At 58.2% G+C, this 19,668-nt stretch carries 19 protein-coding genes; 2 read left to right on the top strand and 17 right to left on the bottom strand.

Features of this window, described 5'->3' with window-relative positions; translation table 11 throughout:
• The 16 genes from AC5LBQ_RS07690 to AC5LBQ_RS07615 all read right to left on the bottom strand — a co-directional run.
• Positions 1 to 222: Rieske (2Fe-2S) protein (locus AC5LBQ_RS07690; RefSeq protein WP_493265108.1), on the bottom strand; the 222-nt coding region annotated here is incomplete at its 3' end.
• Entirely contained in the window at positions 219 to 1,388 is a 1,170-nt protein-coding gene (locus AC5LBQ_RS07685) for a SufB/SufD family protein (protein ID WP_493265107.1), read from the bottom strand. The genes AC5LBQ_RS07685 and AC5LBQ_RS07690, both read right to left, overlap by 4 nt.
• Positions 1,389 to 2,834: a Fe-S cluster assembly protein SufB gene (gene sufB / locus AC5LBQ_RS07680; RefSeq protein WP_295027165.1), complete on the bottom strand. Its 1,446-nt coding sequence runs from the start codon at positions 2,832 to 2,834 to the stop codon at positions 1,389 to 1,391.
• A gap of 90 nt (positions 2,835 to 2,924) precedes the next feature.
• Positions 2,925 to 3,641, bottom strand: coding sequence for a helix-turn-helix transcriptional regulator (locus tag AC5LBQ_RS07675; protein WP_297346931.1), 717 nt, complete (start codon positions 3,639 to 3,641; stop codon positions 2,925 to 2,927).
• A gap of 225 nt (positions 3,642 to 3,866) precedes the next feature.
• Positions 3,867 to 4,547, bottom strand: coding sequence for an NUDIX domain-containing protein (locus AC5LBQ_RS07670; protein ID WP_297346930.1), 681 nt, complete (start codon positions 4,545 to 4,547; stop codon positions 3,867 to 3,869).
• Positions 4,544 to 5,803, bottom strand: coding sequence for a glycosyltransferase family 4 protein (locus AC5LBQ_RS07665; RefSeq protein WP_493265106.1), 1,260 nt, complete (start codon positions 5,801 to 5,803; stop codon positions 4,544 to 4,546). The genes AC5LBQ_RS07670 and AC5LBQ_RS07665 overlap by 4 nt, the downstream gene beginning before the upstream one ends.
• Complete coding sequence (gene murJ / locus AC5LBQ_RS07660; protein ID WP_493265105.1) at positions 5,800 to 7,506, bottom strand: murein biosynthesis integral membrane protein MurJ; 1,707 nt, start codon at positions 7,504 to 7,506, stop codon at positions 5,800 to 5,802. The genes AC5LBQ_RS07665 and murJ overlap by 4 nt, the downstream gene beginning before the upstream one ends.
• A 56-nt stretch (positions 7,507 to 7,562) precedes the next feature.
• Positions 7,563 to 8,312, bottom strand: coding sequence for a beta-carotene 15,15'-monooxygenase (locus AC5LBQ_RS07655; protein ID WP_295027175.1), 750 nt, complete (start codon positions 8,310 to 8,312; stop codon positions 7,563 to 7,565).
• Between the two features lie 42 nt (positions 8,313 to 8,354).
• A complete protein-coding gene (locus AC5LBQ_RS07650; protein WP_493265104.1) occupies positions 8,355 to 9,323 on the bottom strand; it encodes a copper transporter in 969 nt (322 codons plus the stop codon).
• A gap of 36 nt (positions 9,324 to 9,359) precedes the next feature.
• Positions 9,360 to 10,538: a putative cytokinetic ring protein SteA gene (gene steA / locus AC5LBQ_RS07645; protein WP_295027179.1), complete on the bottom strand. Its 1,179-nt coding sequence runs from the start codon at positions 10,536 to 10,538 to the stop codon at positions 9,360 to 9,362.
• The gene (gene recN, locus AC5LBQ_RS07640; RefSeq protein WP_493265103.1) at positions 10,535 to 12,256 is read right to left on the bottom strand and encodes a DNA repair protein RecN; all 1,722 of its coding nucleotides are present in this window, start codon (positions 12,254 to 12,256) and stop codon (positions 10,535 to 10,537) included. Before recN ends, steA begins: the two co-directional genes overlap by 4 nt.
• Positions 12,256 to 13,110 carry an NAD kinase gene (locus AC5LBQ_RS07635; protein ID WP_295027183.1) on the bottom strand — a complete coding sequence of 285 codons (855 nt, stop codon included), beginning with the start codon at positions 13,108 to 13,110 and terminating at the stop codon, positions 12,256 to 12,258. Before AC5LBQ_RS07635 ends, recN begins: the two co-directional genes overlap by 1 nt.
• Positions 13,082 to 13,276: a trehalose phosphatase gene (locus AC5LBQ_RS07630; RefSeq protein WP_295027185.1), complete on the bottom strand. Its 195-nt coding sequence runs from the start codon at positions 13,274 to 13,276 to the stop codon at positions 13,082 to 13,084. The genes AC5LBQ_RS07635 and AC5LBQ_RS07630 overlap by 29 nt, the downstream gene beginning before the upstream one ends.
• Before the next feature lie 59 nt (positions 13,277 to 13,335).
• Positions 13,336 to 14,184, bottom strand: coding sequence for a TlyA family RNA methyltransferase (locus tag AC5LBQ_RS07625; protein ID WP_307741748.1), 849 nt, complete (start codon positions 14,182 to 14,184; stop codon positions 13,336 to 13,338).
• Positions 14,177 to 14,362 (bottom strand): thioredoxin, encoded by a 186-nt coding sequence (locus AC5LBQ_RS07620; protein WP_307741749.1) that lies wholly within the window; start codon positions 14,360 to 14,362, stop codon positions 14,177 to 14,179. Before AC5LBQ_RS07620 ends, AC5LBQ_RS07625 begins: the two co-directional genes overlap by 8 nt.
• The gene (locus AC5LBQ_RS07615; protein WP_493265102.1) at positions 14,352 to 16,844 is read right to left on the bottom strand and encodes an HAD-IIA family hydrolase; all 2,493 of its coding nucleotides are present in this window, start codon (positions 16,842 to 16,844) and stop codon (positions 14,352 to 14,354) included. Before AC5LBQ_RS07615 ends, AC5LBQ_RS07620 begins: the two co-directional genes overlap by 11 nt.
• A gap of 134 nt (positions 16,845 to 16,978) precedes the next feature.
• On the opposite strand from AC5LBQ_RS07615, the gene AC5LBQ_RS07610 reads away from it, so the two are divergent.
• Entirely contained in the window at positions 16,979 to 17,572 is a 594-nt protein-coding gene (locus AC5LBQ_RS07610; RefSeq protein ID WP_493265101.1) for a ribonuclease H family protein, read from the top strand.
• A 60-nt stretch (positions 17,573 to 17,632) separates the two neighbouring features.
• Positions 17,633 to 18,343, top strand: a complete 711-nt coding sequence (locus tag AC5LBQ_RS07605) for a hypothetical protein (RefSeq protein WP_493265100.1) — start codon at positions 17,633 to 17,635, stop codon at positions 18,341 to 18,343.
• Here AC5LBQ_RS07605 and AC5LBQ_RS07600 read toward each other — a convergent pair.
• A complete protein-coding gene (locus tag AC5LBQ_RS07600; RefSeq protein WP_366125168.1) occupies positions 18,340 to 19,305 on the bottom strand; it encodes an acetylxylan esterase in 966 nt (321 codons plus the stop codon). The genes AC5LBQ_RS07605 and AC5LBQ_RS07600 overlap by 4 nt on opposite strands.
• Positions 19,306 to 19,668 lie beyond the last annotated feature (363 nt).

Genomic DNA, 19,668 nt, shown 5'->3' with positions numbered 1-19,668 from the left:
GGTTTCCAAATCGAACTGCGCCCCGTGCGCGGCACACTCCACGCAGCCATCCTCAATAATGCCGTCCACCATGGAGAACCCGGCGTGCGGACATTCTTTTGCCATCGCGTGGAAATCTCCCTCATCGCTGCGTAAAACCACGATTTCAACGCCTTCCACGGTAACTTCTTTGCCGGTTCCCGGCTCGATTTCATCGATACTGCCAACTTTGGTAAAACTCATTGCAAACTCCCTACACTCAGGTGACTATCTACGGTTTCCAACACGTAGTCAGTCAGTTCCGGTATTTCTAGCATATTCAATAGTTCCGCATAGAACGCGCGCACGACCAGTCGTTTCGCGTTGACTGCATCGATACCGCGGCTTTGCAGGTAGAACAGCTGTTCGTCGTCAAATCTGCCGGTCGCTGAAGCGTGTCCGGCCCCTTCGATTTCACCGTTGTGAATCTCTAGGTTCGGCACGGAATCCACGCGAGGTCCCTTGCCCAGCACCAGGTTTCGGTTCAGTTCGTAGGAATCCGTCCCGAAAGCCTGCGGCCCGATACCGACGTCACCGACCCACACGGTGCGTGCCTCCTGGCCTTGCAAAGCACCCTTGTAGGTCACTCGGGACTTCGATTTTTGCCCCTTGTGCTCGATAAACAGCCGGTGTTCCTGATGTTTCCCCGCGTTGGTAAAGTACAGACCCAGCAGGTTTAGATTGCTGCGTTCTGCGGGCAGATTCACTCCCATCGCGATGCGTACTGAGTCCCCTCCCAAGGTGACGTTGGCGTGTTTCACGCTGGAGTTTTGCCCCAACGTCATCTGTTGGGTCGCCATATGCACCGCGGTATCGTCCCAGGCTTGCAGGCTGACCACGTTCAGTTTCGCGTCCGGCTCCGCTTTTACTTCCAAAGTCTCGTTCAGGGAGCCGCCGCCGCGATGACGCAGCACGATGGTAGCTTGGGACGCTTTTTCCGCGTATATCCGCACGTGACCGACGGTGTCTGGCCCCTCGGCGGTGACGTCAATCCAGACCGGTCGACTCACCGCACCCGTAACCGCCACATCGAGGGTCTGGGAAATATTATTCCAGCCAACCACTCCAGCACGGTCGAAAGGGGCTCCAGCCAGCGGCGACAACCCCGCCACTGCGGACAATTTCAGGGTCAGATCCGCCTCGGGTTGGACTGGTTCGTCGGTACGCAAGGCCACACCGTCCACCGCAAACTTGGCGCTACCGCCCTGGAGAGATTCTTCCAGCAAACTGGAGAACCGCGATAACGGGGTGAAGCGCCAGGCTTCTTCCCGCCCGGTCGGCATCGGAAAATCCTCAACGGAAGTGGAAGTCAGTAGGGTTGGGGTCGGAGCGGCCAGCGCTCCGCCTGTTGGCACAGTTACTTCAGTCATTTAGCCCACCGACCCTTCCATCTGCAGTTCGATTAGTCGATTCAACTCCAAGGCGTATTCCATCGGAAGTTCCTTGGCGATAGGCTCAACGAAACCGCGTACGATGGTCGCCATCGCTTCCGTCTCGGTGAGCCCTCGGCTCATCAGGTAGAACAGTTGGTCCTCGGACACTTTGGAAACAGTTGCCTCGTGCCCCATTTCGACCTCGTCATTGCGCACATCCACATAAGGGTAGGTGTCGGAGCGGGAAATGGTGTCCACCAGCAGGGCGTCACACAGCACGTTGGACTTGGAACCGGTGGCGTTTTCGGCAATATCTACCAAACCCCGGTATGACGAACGCCCGCCTTGCCGGGAGATGGATTTGCTGACAATATGCGAGGACGTGTGCGGGGCCCGGTGCAGCATTTTTGAGCCGGTGTCCTGATGCTGCCCCTTGCCGGCAAAAGCGATGGACAGCGTCTCGCCGTGGGCGTGCTCGCCCAGCAGGTATACCGAGGGGTACTTCATGTTGATGCGCGAGCCGATGTTGCCGTCAATCCATTCCATCGTGGCGCCCTCCTCGCAAAAGGCGCGTTGGGTCACCAGGTTCAACACGTTATTCGACCAGTTTTGAATAGTCGTGTAACGCACCCGGGCGTTCTTTCTCACGAAGATTTCCACTATGGCGGCGTGCAGGGAATCCGACTGGTAAATCGGGGCGGTGCAGCCCTCTACGTAATGTACGTAAGAGCCCTCGTCAGCAATAATCAAAGTTCGTTCAAACTGTCCCATACTTTCGGTGTTGATGCGGAAGTAGGCCTGCAGGGGAACCGTACACTGCACTCCCTTGGGAACATAGATAAACGAACCGCCGGACCACACAGCCGTGTTCAGCGCGGCAAACTTGTTATCCCCCGCCGGCACGGCCCGCCCAAAGTACTCCTGGAAGATTTCGGGGTATTCTTTCAGTCCCGTGTCGGTGTCCAGGAAGATAACACCCTGTTTCTCAAGGTCCTCGCGGATTTGGTGATAGACAACTTCCGATTCGTACTGGGCGGCCACCCCGTCCACCAGGCGTTGACGCTCCGCTTCGGGAATTCCCAGACGGTCATAGGTCTGTTTGATGTCCTCGGGCAGGTCGTCCCAGGATTGAGCGACCTTATCGGCAGCCCGCACGAAGTACTTAAACTCGTCAAAGTCCAGGAACTGCAAATCGGGACCCCAGTTCGGAATGGGTTTGCGCTGAAAAATCTTGAGGGCTTTCAACCTCAGTTTCAGCATCCATTCCGGCTCATCTTTCATCTCGGAGATGTAGCGCACCACGTCCTCATCCAAGCCGCGTTTCGCGGCTTGTCCGGCGGCATCGGAGTCATGCCAGCCGAATTCGTACTTATCGGAAATAGACTCGATAATCTCATCATCCGCGCGCTTTTTCTGATCTGACTCAGTCAGAGCATCGCTCATCTCTATCCTTTCATTTGAGGTTTTCTCTAAGTCTAGTTAGCCCGGTCGGGGCTTGATATTTAGAAGTTGCCGGGAGACTGTCTAGCTGATTTATTCCCCCCGACTTCGCTTCCCTCCGTTCAACACATTAATGCTGCTCAGAGCCCCATTTTTGCGCAAGGTTAGCGGCACACAGGTGGTGCAGGCATGGTCCCCCTCAGCAAGGGTGGCGAGGCGCTGCACATGGGTATCGAGCAGTCGGGAGAAGGCTTGTGTTTCTGCCTCACACAGCTTTGGATAAGACTTGGCAACGTCCTGTACCGGGCAGGATCCTTGGCATAGCTGCAGTGCCAGCCCGTGGGCGGTTTGTCGGACGGTTGCCGCGTAACCGTCCTGTGCTAGCGCATCCGCCAAGGCCACGACCCGGGCTTGTGGGTCGTCTCCGGCGGCGTGAACTACCGGAGCGTAGCGGCGTTCGACCTCTCGCGAATGCCGATTGGCAAAGTCTTCGATAGCTTGGTCGCCGGCGACTTGCTGCAGGTAGTCCAGCGCCTTGTTTGCCATCTGCGAGTATCCATCCGGCAGCGTGGCGCGTCCGGCGTCAGTCGCCACATAGTGACGTGCCGGACGCCCGCGGCCGCGAATCTTGCCGGTCGATTCAAGGTTCTCAATCTGCCCGCTCTCCTCCAGATAGATGAGGTGGCGACGAACTGCCGCTGGGGTAAGTTTGAGGATATTAGCCAGGACAGAAGCAGTAATGGGACCCTTTTCAATGATTAGGTCCAGAACGACTTGACGGGTGCCCTGATCATCCACGATTGCTGGCATCCCGCTCCTCCTTCGTTAAAATCTTTACATCAACGATGACTTTCCTAAATCTAGCATATTTTCCCAAGCGAGTCATTGCTTAAAACCTGCCAAAATACGCCAAACTGCGGTTTTATTGGGAAAATTTGCGCAACATCAGTGTGCCAAAAATCAGTTTGCAGCCGGGCCGGTTCAGCGGCGGCCGGCTGAAACCCCAGCAACTTCTAAACGGGGCTGCGGGCGGGTCTAGTCCAAAGAGGTTTTCCGAAACCACGGGGCTGACACCGGACGCAAAGAAACCGGGGATAATCCGGGCGGATCCAGCGCCAGCGCAGTAGCCAGTACCCCGACGACCGCGGAAGGATTGTGCATCTGTCCCGCAAAAATCGCCGCCACCGCCTGCCGCAACCCTACCCAACGCCGCGCCATAAATGCTTCTTCGGCTTCACGCTGAAAACTGCGCTCCGAGGCAGGAATCAGGGTTAAATCGCGAGCCAAGTACACTCGCAGAGCTTCGGAAGACCCGCCCGGCGTGGTGAAATAATCCACCAGCACGTCCCAGCGAGTAGCTTTCAAGTCGGCTTCCTCCTCCAGCTCCCGCTGCGCCGCACGCAGTGGATCCTCTCCGGCAATGTCCAACAATCCCGCGGGAATCTCCCACAAGGTCGCGCCCACCGGGTGACGGTATTGATTGATTAACAGCACTTCCGGCTCACCCGAAGAGCTGGCCTCACCTTCCCGCAGCGGAACGATGGCGACCGCCCCCGGATGCTTCACAAAATCTCGTGTTGCCACCCCATCGCCATAGCGAACCCGTTCAGTGAGCATGGAAAAAACTTTGCCCCTAAACACTTCCAGAGAATCCACCACGGGAAATTCAGTTCGTTCATCCTCTGGTGGTTCCAAGCACAGTGGGGTATAGCTCATTTTTGTTCTCCTGTTTGTGGTATCTGGCTACTCTTGGTTGTCCGTTGGTTTTGCCCCGCCAGGGAGCGCCGGTAGAATCCCAGCCATTCGCTGGCGACCTGGTCAGTGGTCGGCCAGGTGGCGGCGCGATGCCGGGCAGACTCTTGTTTTTCGTACCAGATGCTGGGGTTGGCCAGTAGTTTCGTGATGGCTTGAGCTGTTGCCTCGGCATCGTCTGTATCCACCACGAGGCTGCCGATTCCGAGTTCCGGATCGTTGGACTGTCCCGCGGTTTGTTCCCCTCCGACCAGGTTTTCACCCTGTTGACTGTCCATCGCTACCCCTGCAGGCAGCAAAATGTCTCGCAATTTCCCGACCGGGGCAGCCACAATCGGCAGCCCCAAGCTCATGGCTTCTTGGGCAATGAAACCCCGCGATTCCCATTCAGAAGTAATGACCAATACACTCGCGGCTTGTAACCAGGTGTCCAGGGACTTGCGCCACCCCAGGAAAGAGACCTGCGCATCGCTACCGTAGGAGCGCAGACCCGCCAACAGCTGGGGATCTCCATCCCCGACAACCACCCCGGTGGCTGGATAAGTCACCCGCTGCATAGCGCGAACAAACCGGTCAAAACGTTTCTCTTGCTCAATCGGACCAATCCCCAGCACCAGTTGGCCACGGTTGCGCAGCCGTTCCGCGGCCGCCAGCTTGGCCCAGTTGCCCACCCGCTCCTTACGATTGAGCATTCCGGTTTGCAAGAGTTTCTCTACCCTGGGGCTGACCAGGAAAGATACCGCCGAGTCGGTATCCGCCGATGATTGCCGGTCAATCTTTGCGGTCAGGCGCAGCGAAGAGCCCGAAATGAGCGAAGCCCGGTTATCCATCCACCGAAAGAGCAGCTGGCGCCAGAACGTATCGCGGCGTTCGTCGTTCAGTTCGTACAGCGATACTAAAAGCGGCGGAGTATTGGGGATAAACATGGTCAGCACCAGGGCATACAATGCCGCTTTCAGCCCGTGAACGTGAATGACATCAGAGTTTTTCAGCACGTCTTGCGCCCGGCGCAACCGCCGCAGATTCGTACCCATCAGGAAAAGTCTGCGCGGTTTCACAATCCACAGCGGCAAAACATTCTTGAGACGATACAGCTTGGCGCTGGTGGGTTCGGCAATAATCTGAACATCGTGGCCTTTTGCCGCCAAAGTGCTCGATAGCGATGCTACGAAAGTTCCCATCGAGTGTGAGGCTTTGCCCATCACCATGGTTATTTTCACGATTCGCCTTCTTCCAAACGTTCTGTTTCAGGTTCTGCCGGGAGAGGATTCTGCGAGGGTGGATTTTTCCCAAGGTTCTCAGTTGTTTCAACAGTTTCGGGAGCGTGGCGGGCCGCGCGGGTTTGTTTCCAAAAGGGCGTAGCGATGATTTTCAATCCCGGCAAGGCACAGGCTACCGTCACCAGACCGGCCCCGAGAGTTGCCCACAGTACCCCCAGAGGCAAATCTAGGGCAGTGACTCCCGCATATGCTAGGCGTCCCAAGACTCCGCCCAAGACAGCTCCCGGAACGGCAATCAACAGGGCTTTCAACACCTGAATCGGGGAGCCGACCTGGAGGCGACCCCACACAATCAGCAGGTAGGCTCCGGCCGCGCTCATGCCCAAGGCATTGCCGACACCCAGAGCAATGAGCGTGGCGACGCCGTTACCGCGCGAAGGCGCCAAGACGAGAATCAGCAGCCACCCGCTCACGGCGGCTATCCCCCACCCTAGCAGCGCTGCGAAAAAAGAATGCCGTGCCCGGTTGACGGCGATAAACACTCGTGACAGGTGATAGAGCAGGGCGTAGCCCACCAGGGCTGGAGCCATCGCCACGACCGCCATTTCCAGTCCCGGAATGGGACGGTTCCACGCAAAAATGGCTGCCATACCGGGCGCCACCGCAATTAGACCAGCGACTCCCAACAGAGACAGACCGGCAATCAACGCAGTGGAACTGGTGGCCAGCTCCCCCGCTTTTGCCGTCTGCCCGGCCGCAAAATGCCTTGTCATCAGGGGAAACACGACTGTCGCCACCGGGAAGGTGAACAGTGCATAGGGTAGCAGGTAGATAGCTTGGGAATACTGAAAAACGTTGATAGTGCCTTCCACCCCACCCCACCGGGTCAGGAACAGCGTGGCGAGCATATAACCTTGGGCAGCAAGCAGCGCTCCGATACCGTAGGCTCCCAAAGCGAGGGCCTGACGGAATTGCTCCCGCGGCATTCTCCACACGAGCTTGAGGCGCACCCCCACGTTCCAGACGGGAATAAAAAGCGGAACGCTCAGCACCAGCACCCCCGCGGTAGTTCCCCACGCCAGGGCGGCGATAGCGGTGTATTCGGTCAGGTTGGAGCCACTGAGAGCGCCGTAGGCAGCATAAGCGACGATGGTGACGATGGAGGAAAACGCCGGCATCAGGGCAGGCCACGCAAAGCGATGGTGGGCTTGCAGGATTCCCCCCAGCACCACGGCTATTCCGTAGAGCGGAATCTGCAGAGCAAAAACCCGCAGGAAATACGCGGTCAGCGCATTTTGGGTAGCGATGTCGGAGCCCACTGAAACGGGTAGCACAGCGGAGATGGGTTCGGCGGCCACGAAAACCAGCAAACCCAGTGGAACCAGCAGGGTCAATGTCCAGGTAAATAGCGCTGAGGCGAGACGGTTCACTTCGTCTTTCAGTGAGCCAGCAATGGCTTGAGCCAACAGGGGGATGGTGATGGAAGCCAAAGCGCCCCCGACCACGACTTCAAAAATCACGTTGGGGATTTGGTTCGCCGAAGCGTAGGCGTTGCCGACTGTACCCGCCCCGACCCAAGTGGCTTGGGCCAACCATCGGCCGAAACCGAAAATTCTGGAGATTAGCGTCATAACCGCTACTGTCCCGGCCGCCCCCGCTAAGGCCGCCACCGGGTTCGTGACAGTTTGCTCACGCTTGCTCAAATCGACTAACGCACCTTTCAAGCTGTTTTACGTAACGCGCCGTGTCTGCGCGGCCGCTATGCGGGCAGACGCCCCCAGTCGTCCCCGGCTTTCAATACCGGGTGGCTGTCGATGACTTTCGAGAAACTGATTTTTTCACTAGCCAGGGTTAGGGCGGCGATTACAGCCAAGGTCACGAGGTTGGTGCGGGTCGTTCTTCCTTGCGACCAGGTGGCTCCCAAGGCCGCTCCCAGCGCATTGGCGCCCGTGTCGCCCAGCATGGTGACTTCGCGGAGGTCTAAGGGCAAGGCCGCGGCGATAACGGCACAGTTCGTTGCCGCCATACGCCGACGCGCGCAGTAGCACCCGCTGCGAGCGGGCCAGAATCCAGCCGCACCCCCCAACAGCGCCACTTTGAGGGCTCGCCCCGGTCTGAGATCCAGCAGATTGACCAGGTTCGCGCTCCCGGCGATGACTCCGGCCTGAATCATCCAGCCCCAAATATCGCGGCGGGGTCGAGCTGCCACAGCTCCCGTAGCCATCAGGGCCAGCATTTTAACCAAGCCGGGGCTTAACCGGCCCTCTTTCAAAGCCCCAATATGACCGTGCAAACCTTTCGTAGATTTATTGGTGGTGTCACTGTCTGACATGTCGTCAAAGAACCCCGCTGCACCACTGCCAGCTGCGGCCACGGCGACCCGCAGCGCCGCACAATTACCCCGTCCCGAAATAATCTGAGCCACCGGCAACAGGATGCCAACCGCTGTCCCACCCCACAGGCTCACTTTCCGGCCGTGAAAATTCGTGCGCTGGAAGTTAATCTGCATAACTCGCCTTCCGGTTTAGTTCCTGGACTGCTTGACCTGTGCTCACTGCGGTGCCGGTGTGGCGGGCGCCTCAGCCGGGGCAGGTGGAGCGGGGACTTCCGTAAAGGGCGGCACCAACGCGGAGGCATTCTGTTCGCTCCCCCAGGCTCCAACGGTGCCATTCATGCGGGCCACCAAAGCAAAAGGCAGGGAAAGGAGCGAAGTTTTCGTACCGATGCTATCCACCGTGGGAACGGGGTTTCCGCCCGACCGCACCTTGGTCAACAGGTCATTCTCGCCCTGCGCCGAACCGTAAAGAACCACTCCCGAGGCGAACGTGTTGAGGGTTTGAGCGAACTCTATGAGGTTCTTGGTCCGTTTTTCCAAGGCCTTCAGCTGTTTCTCGTTCTGTGGCTCCAGCGGTCCGGGACCCACAATAATCGCGGCGCGAGCCGGCTGGGATGCCGGATTAGCGACTTGGATGAGGGGGGTTTCTTCCACCGTCAGGATTCCCGAAAGCGAATCGTTTTGGCCGTTGAAAATCAACTGACCGATAGCGGCGGCCAGGGTGGATTCCGGGGTGGTGGCGCGGGTGGTATCGCTCAGATACTGCCTAATTTGACCGGAAAGCGCCTCCCGGTAAGCCTGTTTTGCGGGGGCGAAAAAGTTTTCTTGCAGGTTAATCTGAGCGTTGATAGTGCCGCCCGCCGCGGTGACGATTTCGCTCACGGCTTTCACATCTTCGGCTTCAGCGTCGGGCAACACCACCAGGGCGACCTCCGTGCCTTGCAGGAATCCGTTGAATATCCGCGGCGCGAACTGTTCTACCGTCTGGTCTTGCACATTGATTTGAGACTGGGCCTGGGTCAGTTGCTCATTGAGTTGATTGCGATCTTCACGGAGCTTGTCGACCTGGCCAGTCAAAGTATCCCCGATGGGATCAGCCAGCGGCCCGGCGCCGAGGATAATCCCTACCGCGAGAGCCAAGAAAACCGCCACCAGGGAAACCAGGTGATACCGAAAATCAATCATAAGTTTTCTTCCAATCTAACTTTCACAAATTCGCCTTTAACCAATCAAGCCCCTCAGGCCATGCCACCAGGCATCCATATTCGCAGCTACCAACCCTATGAAGGTCTGTCCGCCGGTAGTTGAACCCAGTGCCGCCAGCATTGCCAGCAAACCGGCCACAACCAATAAGCCCATCTGCCAGTTCGTAATCCGGGGACGGTAAAGTTTGGAAACGCCCTTGGCATCGATGAGTTTGCTGCCGACTTTCAGGCGAGTCAAGAACGTTGAGGACATTCCAGCACGCCCTTTATCCAAAAATTCCACCAGGGTAGCGTGTGTCCCCAGGGCGACGATGAGTTCCGCGCCTTTCTCATCAGCTAACAGCATGGTGATGTCCTCGGACGTGCCCGCCGCAGGGAATACCACATGGTCCACCCCGAGTTCCTGCACCCTGGACAAGCCGGGAGCTTTCCCATTGGGATAGGCATGTACCACGATTTCGGCCCCGCAAGTCAATGCCTTATCGGTCACGGAGTCCATATCGCCCACCACCAGGTCGGGCTTCAAACCGTTCTCTAGCAGCGCATCCGCTCCGCCGTCCACCCCAATCAGGATGGGACGATACTCGCGAATGTAAGGCTTGAGCATCAGCAGGTCTTCTTTGTAGTTGTAACCGCGCACTACCATCAAAACCTGGCGTCCGGAAAAGTTCGTTCGTAAATCAGGCACACCCACAGAATCAAGAATCAAATCCCGTTCTTTTTTCAGGTATTCCATAGTGTTGGCGGTGAAAGCCTCAATCTGGACTCCCAGAGAAGCCTTCGCCGCCTCCATATTGGCGGCGTTCGTTTCTTCGGTTTGCCGCACCCCTTCCGCAACGAGTTTCCCGCCACAAAATACCTGGTTGTCCCGGATTTCGACCCGTTGGCCTTCCTTCAGGCTCATAATGTCGGAACCCAAATCGTCAATGAGGGGAATCCCCGCCTCGATGAGGACTTTTGGTCCTTGATTGGGGTAACGTCCAGAGGTGGACTTTTCCGCGTTCAGTACTGCGGCAGGTTCGATTGCTTTCAGCGACTCCGCCGCGACCCAGTCCAAATCCTGGTGCGAGATAACGGCGACTTCCCCGGCACCCAGACGTTTTGTCAGGTTTTTGGTACGCGTATCGATGCGCACCAAACCGCCCAGGCTGGCTCCTGTCTTTTGATTACGTTTTCGGCGAAACACTGCCATCATGACTCCGATTGTCCCACACGAGCCAGTTCGATTAACTCATCGGCGTGCGCAAGCGCCGTTTTTGTGAGCTTAGTCCCGGAAATCATCCGCGCCAGCTCCTCACGCCGTGATTCCTGATCCAAAACTGTGATCTGGCTCTGCCCGCCGCTCTTAGTAATCTGTACCTGGCAGTCTCCAAATGCCGCTACCTGCGCCAGGTGGGTTACCACAATGACCTGGTAGTCCTGAGCCAGACGCGACAGCCGCCGCCCAACCTCGATGCCAGCTTGCCCGCCAATCCCCGCATCAACTTCGTCGAACACGAAAGTGCCGCGCGCCTCGGTGCTTTGCGAGTTCTGGAGGGTTTGGCCGGCTTGGGATAACCGGGAGCCTCTGCCCGCCAGGGTCACTTCCAGAGCCAGCATGATACGGGAAAGTTCCCCACCGGAGGCCGCGCTGGATAAGGCCAGCACGGGGGCTTTCGGGTGGGGACGCAGCATGAACTCAATGCGGTCGGCTCCGTGGGCACCCGGCTCCCCCTGACGAACTTCCACGGTGACCCGCGTGTCCTTCATATCCAAATCCACCAGTTCCGCATTAATCGCCTTGCTGAGCGCACGCGCTGTCTTTTCGCGAGCCTCATGCAGTTTTGCCCCCGCCTGTTCTACGGCATGCGCCGCAGACTCCATCTCGAGGCGCAGTTGCTCTAAATGCTCTGTACCGCCCTGCAAACCCTGCAGATCCGTAGCGGTATCTCGCCAGGCCGTGCCCAAGCGTTCCGGTTCCACCCCCAAGCGCAAACTCAAATCGGTAAATGCGGCCCGTCGGCTTAACGCCTCTTGGAGCGCCTCTGGGTCAGCGTTCAAATCTTGCAGATAAACCCCCAGTTCGCGGGCCGCATCATCGAGAGCATAACCGGCCCCGCTCACGCTTTGCGCGACCTCTTGCAAGCTCGGGTCCTCTTCCGTCGCCCGCTGTAGAGCCCGGGTGGCCACGGCGACCAAATCGGTGGCTGCCGGGGTGGAATCCGCTTCAATAGCCGCCAGCGCCGCCGCGACGTTTTCACGCAAACTTTCCACGTTAGAAAGTTTCGCGACGCTGGCACTAAGTTCCGTGAATTCGCCGTCCTCAGGCCTCAGACTGTCGAACTCTTCACAAAATCGTTCCAGCACTTCGCGGCGGTGTTCGCGTTTTTCAGCGCTGGTTTCCCACTCGGTAAAAGCCTTTTGGGCGAGGCTCAAAACCTCCCAATCCTGAAGGTATTGTTCCAAAGCCCGCTGATGGGCGGCATCTCCATAAGCGTCCAAAGCATCGCGCTGGGCTCGCTCGGTGCGCAGCCGGCCCTGCGCGGCTTGACCGTGAACCGACACCAAGCTGGAACCAAACTCCCCCAAAATAGCGGCAGGAACCGTGCGTCCTCCCAGGTGAGCCTTGGAACGTGAAGCTAGGGGCACCACTCTTGACACCTCGGCGACGCCGTCCTCAACCACCCCGCCGGCTTCTTCCACGACCGCCCCGGCCGCACCATCTACCAGGAAACTGCCTTCCACCACGGCTTTTTGGGCCCCGTGAGAAACCAGGGCAGGCTCGACTTTCGCCCCCAGCAACCAGTCCAGCGAGGTCAGCAGCATGGTCTTACCGGCCCCGGTCTCGCCGGTAATGACGGTAAACCCCGGACCAAACTCCAAGGCAACGGAGCTAATCGTCCCCAAATTCTCAATCCGCAGCGATTCCAGCATTAGCGACCTCGCCACCCTCCCACGGGCAAACCAAACTTTTTCACCAACCGAGCCGAGAACGGCAGGGATACTAACCGCGCCAGCTGCATATCGGTAGCGGATTTGGTGACCCGAATAGAGGAACCCAATGGCGCGGGCAAAATACGTCTCCCATCAGCCCAGACTTCGCAGTCTTGCACCTGTTGAGGAAGAACTTGAATCTCTAGCACCGATGACGGTCCCAGCACCAGGGAACGGGTAAACAAACCGTGGGCGGCCAGCGGGGACAGCACCAAGGCTTGCACATCAGGCCACACCACCGGTCCGCCAACCGAAAAGTTATAGGCGGTAGATCCGGTGGGAGTCGACACAATCAAACCGTCCGCGCCGTACTCGGAAACCGCTTCCCCGTCGACACCAAAAGCCAAAAGTGCGGGGTGGCCTTTATCGGTGCTCAACACCGCGATGTCATTGGCCGCCCATTCTGATTGCACCGAACCGTCAGGGTGACGCACTTCCACGTCAATACACATTCGGCGTTCTACCTGGTAGTCGCCGCGCACCACCCGCTCGCAAAGTTCATCAAGTTCTTCTTCCTCTGCTTCGGCGAGGAACCCGACGTGGCCCAAATTCACCCCGATGACCGGGACACCTTGACGATGGGCGATATTCGCGGCCTCCAAAATGGTTCCGTCCCCACCCAGCACGATGATGAGGTCGATTGGTTCCGAACTCGTGCGGTCCACTACGGTGATTCCGGCATTTTCCAGGTATCCGCGGACACTGGCCGCCGCCACAATAGCGGGCTGGCGGTAATGGTGGTGAAACACCATAATGGTTCGTTTTTTATTCACCGGACTGGGCCTTTCGTGCATATTTCTGGACCAACTGCGGGCTGGGAGGTTGGTATTCACAAGTGGGCGCGGCCTCGCTGGCCCCGCAGCAATCCGCGTATCCCCCCATGTCCTGACACGTGTCATCCCAGTTTTGCGGCTGCTCCGGCGACTCGCCACCCGGCTTGCCCCGAACTTCCTGTTCCATAACTTTCCCTTCTGTTTACTTAATTTTCTCACACCACCAGGACATTAGGACCCAGACGTCTATGGCTGAGGCCCTCTGGCAATAGCTTCCCCAACGGCGGTGTCCAACGATTCCCCCTCCAAGTCTGGCAGGTTTTGTTGCCGGGCCGTATACTGCGCGGTGAGGTAAAGGAAGTATTCAACATTACCGCTGGGACCGGCCAGCCCGGCAGGAGCCACGTTCAGCACCGCCAGTCCGGCCTCGTGAGCCTGGCGCGCAACGTTCTTAACAGTCTGTCCGCGATCGTCTGGATTCCTGACCACACCCCCGCGCCCCAAGTTGTCACGGCCGATTTCAAACTGGGGTTTCACCATCAGCAGGTATTGCGCCTGCGGGTTGGCGGCACGTTGCAGCGCCGGCAGAACCAAACCGAGTGAGATAAAGGATAAATCCCCCACGACCAGGTCTGCGGGCGGGTCGATGAGGGCGGAATCCAGCGTGCGCACGTTGGTTCGTTCGAGATTCACGACCCTGATGTCGCTGCGCAAGTTCCACGCCAGTTGGCCGTACCCCACATCGACCGCAAACACTTTGGCGGCACCGCGGCGCAGTAAGACGTCCGTAAATCCTCCCGTGGAGGCACCCGCGTCGAGACACACCGCACCTTCTATCACCGGGGTTGATGGGCCATAAAGTTCCAGGTAGTCCAGCGCCCCCAACAATTTGTGAGCACCCCGAGACGCGTAGTGGACCGTTTCAGGGTCACGCAGCACGATAGCGGAACTCAACTCCACCTGTCGGGCGGGTTTCAGGGCCTCCTGACCGTCCACCAGCACCTGACCGGCGGTAATCATCTGTGCCGCTTGGGTACGGCTGGGCGCCAGGCGGCGACGCACCAGCTCCGTGTCCAACCTCGCGCGTTTAACCATGATTTGCTGACTGCGCCTCATCCCCGTTTAAGACGGTCTGCAGGTCGGCGGCTACCTTTTGCAGCAGTTCCAACTGTGATTCCAAGGACACCTCATGGGCGGCTTCTATTTCTTCCCGGTAATCATGCAGGTCTTGGACGTTCAACGTGGCAGGAGTGGGAACCTGATTATTCATCATCTGCCGTCCTCTGTTCCACTGCCGGTGCGGAATCGTCACGGCGTGAATCCACTTCGTCGAGGTCTAGGTCGTCCCCCTCGCCATAGTCGCGTTCGACTTCACGAACCACGCTAAACTCGGGGCAATCCACCCGATTACCTTGCTCCCTGGCATACCAGACGGCTGCCAGAATAGCGCGAAACTCCCCTAGGGATACGACCGTGCCGTCCTCGCTCAACACCCCCAGGCCGCGGACTTCAATATCGTGGCCGTTCACGCGAGCCCGCGTGTTTTCGGTGTACCACCAGCCGCGATTACGCAGTTCCGGGCGTTCAATCGGTACTGTCAGGTCGGTCAAATCCAACCCCACAAAAGTGGGCCTTTGGGCTGGCGGAGCCATCACTAGGTCGCGAGGCTGCGTGAGTCCGGTCAGTACCACGCAAGACGCCACTTGGGCGTTGTTTGCCCCGACGATATCTGTAGCCAGCTGATCACCGATGGCCAGCGCGTGTCGCTTCAAAATCCGGTGTTTGCGTTCTGCCGCTTTCACCCGGTCGAATTCTTTTTCTTTCGCCAGGTCCGCTTCGCTGAGAACTACGGGTTCGCTATCCGGATCCGCTTTCGCTTCACGAGCCTGCCTGGCTTGCTCTCGCGCAGCAGCAGCGGCTTCTTCGTTGGCTTTAACTTCCGCGGCGATTTCCTCATTGTTCATCAGGTAGTCCTGACAGCGGTTAATTGCTAAATCGTAGATGGAGGTTTCCGGTTTACCGCACACTATCGGTTCGCTCTTGGTGGCCCGACGCACCGCTTCCACCAGGGAACCGTTGCCGATACCGCGGCCTTTTTCGGTCGGCAGGGCATAATCCATGTTCGTGGCCACCCACTTGGCACCATTCGCGATGGCGTAGCAGGCCTCGGACAGCTCAGCCCAGCCCACCTCAAAACCGAGTCCCTGCAAGACCCCGGCAGGATCCTGATCCGCCGTGGACACGACTTCAAAGCCCGCCGCCTGTACAGCTTGCGGCACGCCCTCGCCGCCCACGCACAGCACTTTCGCCCCCGGTTCCAGCAGTTCGCTGAGCTTCGCAGCCCCATCTTGAGCCGAGGTCACGATGTCATCAGGACTGGCCTCTACCCCGGCAGCAGCCAATTTCGCCACCACGTCCTGCGGCACGCGCGCCGCATTATTGGTCAGGAACACGAACTTTCCGCCCAAATCGCGCCCTGCAGAAATACTTTGCCCCACCCCGTCTACCGGCTGAGACCCGTTCCAGGTCACCCCATCCAAATCGGTGAGCAACAGCGGGTACAGCTGAGCCAGCGGTACGTTCGCCCCTTGCAGGGTAGTTGGATTAGCCCGCTGTTCGGCTTCTTCAGCTTCTTGAATATCCAGGATTTCGACGTCCTCCGGCTCCCTCGGAATGAGCGCCTGCGCGGCATCAGCTTCCTCATCCCGTCCCAGTTCACGCAGCCGGTCAGCCTTCACACTGAGCAACCGTCCGTATTCAAAGCTCTCTGAATCGGGATCCACCTGGGCCAAGGCCGCTTCAATAACAGCCAGTCCGGTCTCATATTCACCCAAATCTGCCCGTGCGGAGGACTCCACCAGAGCGAGTTCAAAATGTTCCGTTCGGTCCAGGTCCCCTGGCTTCACAGCTTTAATGATTTCCAACGCTTTTTCGGGACGTCCCAGACCGCGTTCCGAATCCGCTTCCACCGATTTCAACACTTCGACACCGCTCATCCGCCGGGCAGTTTTCACTTCGCGCAGCGCTTCGCTGTACTTGCCACAGGCATAGGCAGTCAAAGCAACAGCTTCGCGAACCACGTCGATACGCCAAGCCATTTTCAGGGCCGCCCGGGCATATTCATAAGCGAGTTCGGGCTGCGTGTCGAAAAGTTCCGCGGACATGACCAAGTGCCGAGCCACGTTTTCCGCGGTTTCTTTCGGTAGCGGACTGAGCCGGGACCAAGCCTCTTTATCCAACATATCCCAAGTAATCGAGGCCGGGATTTCCAGGTATCGAGAGCGTCCCGTAGTGCCGTGACCGCGTTTATCCGATCCGGTATGACTGCGGTTGTACCCCCGATCATCGTAGCGGGATCGTTGTGAGCCAGAGGAACGGAAGCCCGAACGTCCCGAGTCGCGTCGCTCCCCGCCTCGTTCAAAGTTACGTTTGCCGCCGCGATCATCACGCCGCCAGTCATCGCGACCGGCGCGTCCCCCCCGGTCGTCGCGGTCATTATCGCGACGAGGGCGCCCCGAGTAGCCACCGCGTTTTCCGCCGCGATCATCACGGCCGTACTTGCCGCCTGACTTGTATCCACCCTTACGGTCGCCTTTGAAACCCCCGCGGCCTTTGCGTTCATTATCTCGTTTATCGCCGCGTGACTCGCGGCCTGCCTCTTCGTTCTCGCGAGACTCGCCTTTGCGTTCGCGCCAATTTTCGTTCGGTTCCTCTGCCAAGTTTTCCCAAGGGCGAGGATTGTCTGAAGCTGTCACTTTCTATTCCTTTACAATCGATCCACTATTCTGTTTTCACCATTAAGTCTACACGTACCCAGGGTAGTTAAAATCCTCAGCGTGTTCGGCAGCGGGCAAGCCTCAGTGTCGTTTTCAAACTGTTTCCCCTTAGGATGGGGAGCATGGAAATCACAGTGGCGGCGGATGGTTCTGCCTTGGGCAACCCCGGACCAGCCGGATGGGCATGGTACGTTGACGAAAATTGTTGGGCGGCAGGCGGCTGGGCCAAGTCCACTAACAACCGCGGCGAACTGATGGCAGTGGTGGATTTTTTGGAGCAAACCTCTGGCATTCCTAATCTGACCATTCATTTCCTATGTGATTCTCAATACGTCATCAACTCGGTAACCAAGTGGATGCCGGGATGGAAACGCCGGGGCTGGCGCAAGGCTGACGGCAAAGCGGTGTTGAACGATGACCTGATGAAACGTTTAGATCAGGGTCTGGCAGGGCGAACGGTAGACTTCCGCTGGGTGAAAGGCCACGCCGGACACCCCCTGAACGAGAAAGTTGACCAGCTGGCTCGTGGAGCTGCCACCGCCTATCAGCAGGGACTCTCCCCCCACACCGGTCCGGGTTTAAGCCCCGAGCTGCGCAACTTATCCACCCGCCCCCAGCCTGCGGTGAACACGACTCCTCCCAGCCCCGCTGCATCCGCTACACCGCTAGATACTCGGGGCACGGGTATCCAAGGAACCTTGTTCTAACCGCCCCTCGACAAACTGCCCCCTCGCGAGAAATTGTGCTCACCGCGATAGATTGGTTATATGCAGAAACTACCCCAAGACACCGATGCCCTGCTGGATGCCGTATTGGCCCTACCGGAACGGCATATTGAGTGGACAATTGCTCGGCTGCTGGATAAACACCCGGGCATTTCCACGCCCGCGCTGATGAACCTGGTGACACGGCGCTACGTGCGGGTATCCCAAACCGCTTCCGCAGGAGTGGGAGCGGGAGCCGCGGTTCCCGGCTCCGGGCTGGCTATTGGGGCCGCTTTAACCGGGGTGGAGCTGAGCGTATTTGCCGCCAACACGGCGCTTTACGTGTTGACGATGGCGCGGCTTTCGGGCATTCCCACCCAAAACTTGGAAGCCCGCAAGACTTTGGTTCTCTCGGCGATACTTGGCGATGAGGCCAGCAAATTGGTCTATGACCAGGCCGGATTCGGTATCTGGAACTGGGCGCGTGCGCAAGTTGCTGATAACGCGTCCGCGACCCTGAGTTCGATCAATAAGGCCTTAGCGCAGTTTGCCGGGAAAAAGATTTCTAAAAAACTTTCGGGACACGTTGTAGGGCGTTTTATCCCCCTGGGTATCGGCGGGGCTATCGGGTTTTTCTCGGGGCGCAAACTCGCCTTGGACACAGTCAAAGGCGTCAATGCCCAGATTGCCCTGCTGGCAGGCCCGCAATCGGCGCCCGATTGGAGGCCGCCACTTTCAGCGCATGCCCCGGACTGGGACACCATCGAAAACTAGTGAAACTGCTCCAGCCAGGCGTGTTGCTTTAACAGGTGGTGCAGGTTGGGGTCGTCGTGTTCGTTAAAGGGATACACTTCCATGCTTTTATCCCCGCTCCACTCGTTGAAAATTGAGTAGGTGCAGGCGGGTGGCACGTACTCATCGCTAAGTGACACTGAGAAATAGGCCGGGCGCGTGGCATGGCGCGCAAAATTGACGGCATCAAAATACGACAGGGTGGTTTCGACCTGGTCGTATCGGTCCGGGTAGGCTCGCAGATAACGCTGCACCTCCCGGTATGGCATATGGTCATTGTGACCAACCCCATACATCACGTTGCCCAAAGCCAAATCCGACAGTACCGCCCTCACGCCCTCGTGCCGCGCTCCGACACAGGCCGCCAAGGTTCCGCCTTGGGACGCTCCAGCCACAAAAACTCGCCGCGGGTCGATGAAGTTTAGCGTCAAGGCAGCGTCAATGGCTCGGTAAGCGTCAGTTATGAGACGGCGAAAGTAATAAGTTTCGCGGTTTTCGACGCCCAGGGTAAAGAATCCGAAGGCGTGTGGAGGAGCGGGGTGCGGGTCTGGGGTGGCTCCCCCGGTGCCGCAGTCTCCGCCTTGACCGCGGCTATCCATAATCAGATGCACGTAACCGGCAGAAGGCCAAAACATGCGTTCTCCGGGGACCCCGCGTCCCACCCCGTAGCCGAGGTATTCCACGATAAGGGGTTGGTTCTCGCGTTTCGTAAATCCAGGTACCCCCGCCAGCCAGCCTTTGATGCTTTCACCGGCAAATCCAGGGAAAGTCACATCGTAGAACTCGAGGGTTTCTATCGGGCTATCGACCCGCTGCATTTGAGCAAGTACTGGAATCTGGCGCGATTCCTGTAGCGTGTTACTCCAGAAACTCACGAAATCTGCGGGCATCTGGACCTGTGGCCTAAACGTCTCGAGTGCGTTTTTCTCCATGTCGGTTAGCATCGTCCTCCCATGCTCGCCAAAAATACGGCTGACCAAAACCATTATGCCCCCGGCTTGATTCTCGAGGAACATCCCGGACATCGCGGCGCAAAACATTTTGAAATTCCCCGATTTAAGGCGTTTACGGGGGCGTATTTGCCCGCGATTGTCTCCGGTGACCGGTCAGCTGCTTTGAGGCCTAGCCGCTCCCGCCATGATGAGGTCTGGCTGCAAAAATGATTCGCGGGGAAGCTCCTCGCTTCCCCGCGAACACATCATCTACAGAATGCCGGAATACGTTGATTGAACGTAGTCCCGAAAGGCAATAGAGCTATCGCTCTACATTTACAATTTCTTGTAGCTGTGCTGGTTGATGTCATCGGG

The sequence above is a fragment of the Mobiluncus sp. genome, from assembly GCF_985070215.1.
Note: the sequence above shows the minus strand (reverse complement) of the source record. Positions and strands in the feature narration are given on the sequence as shown.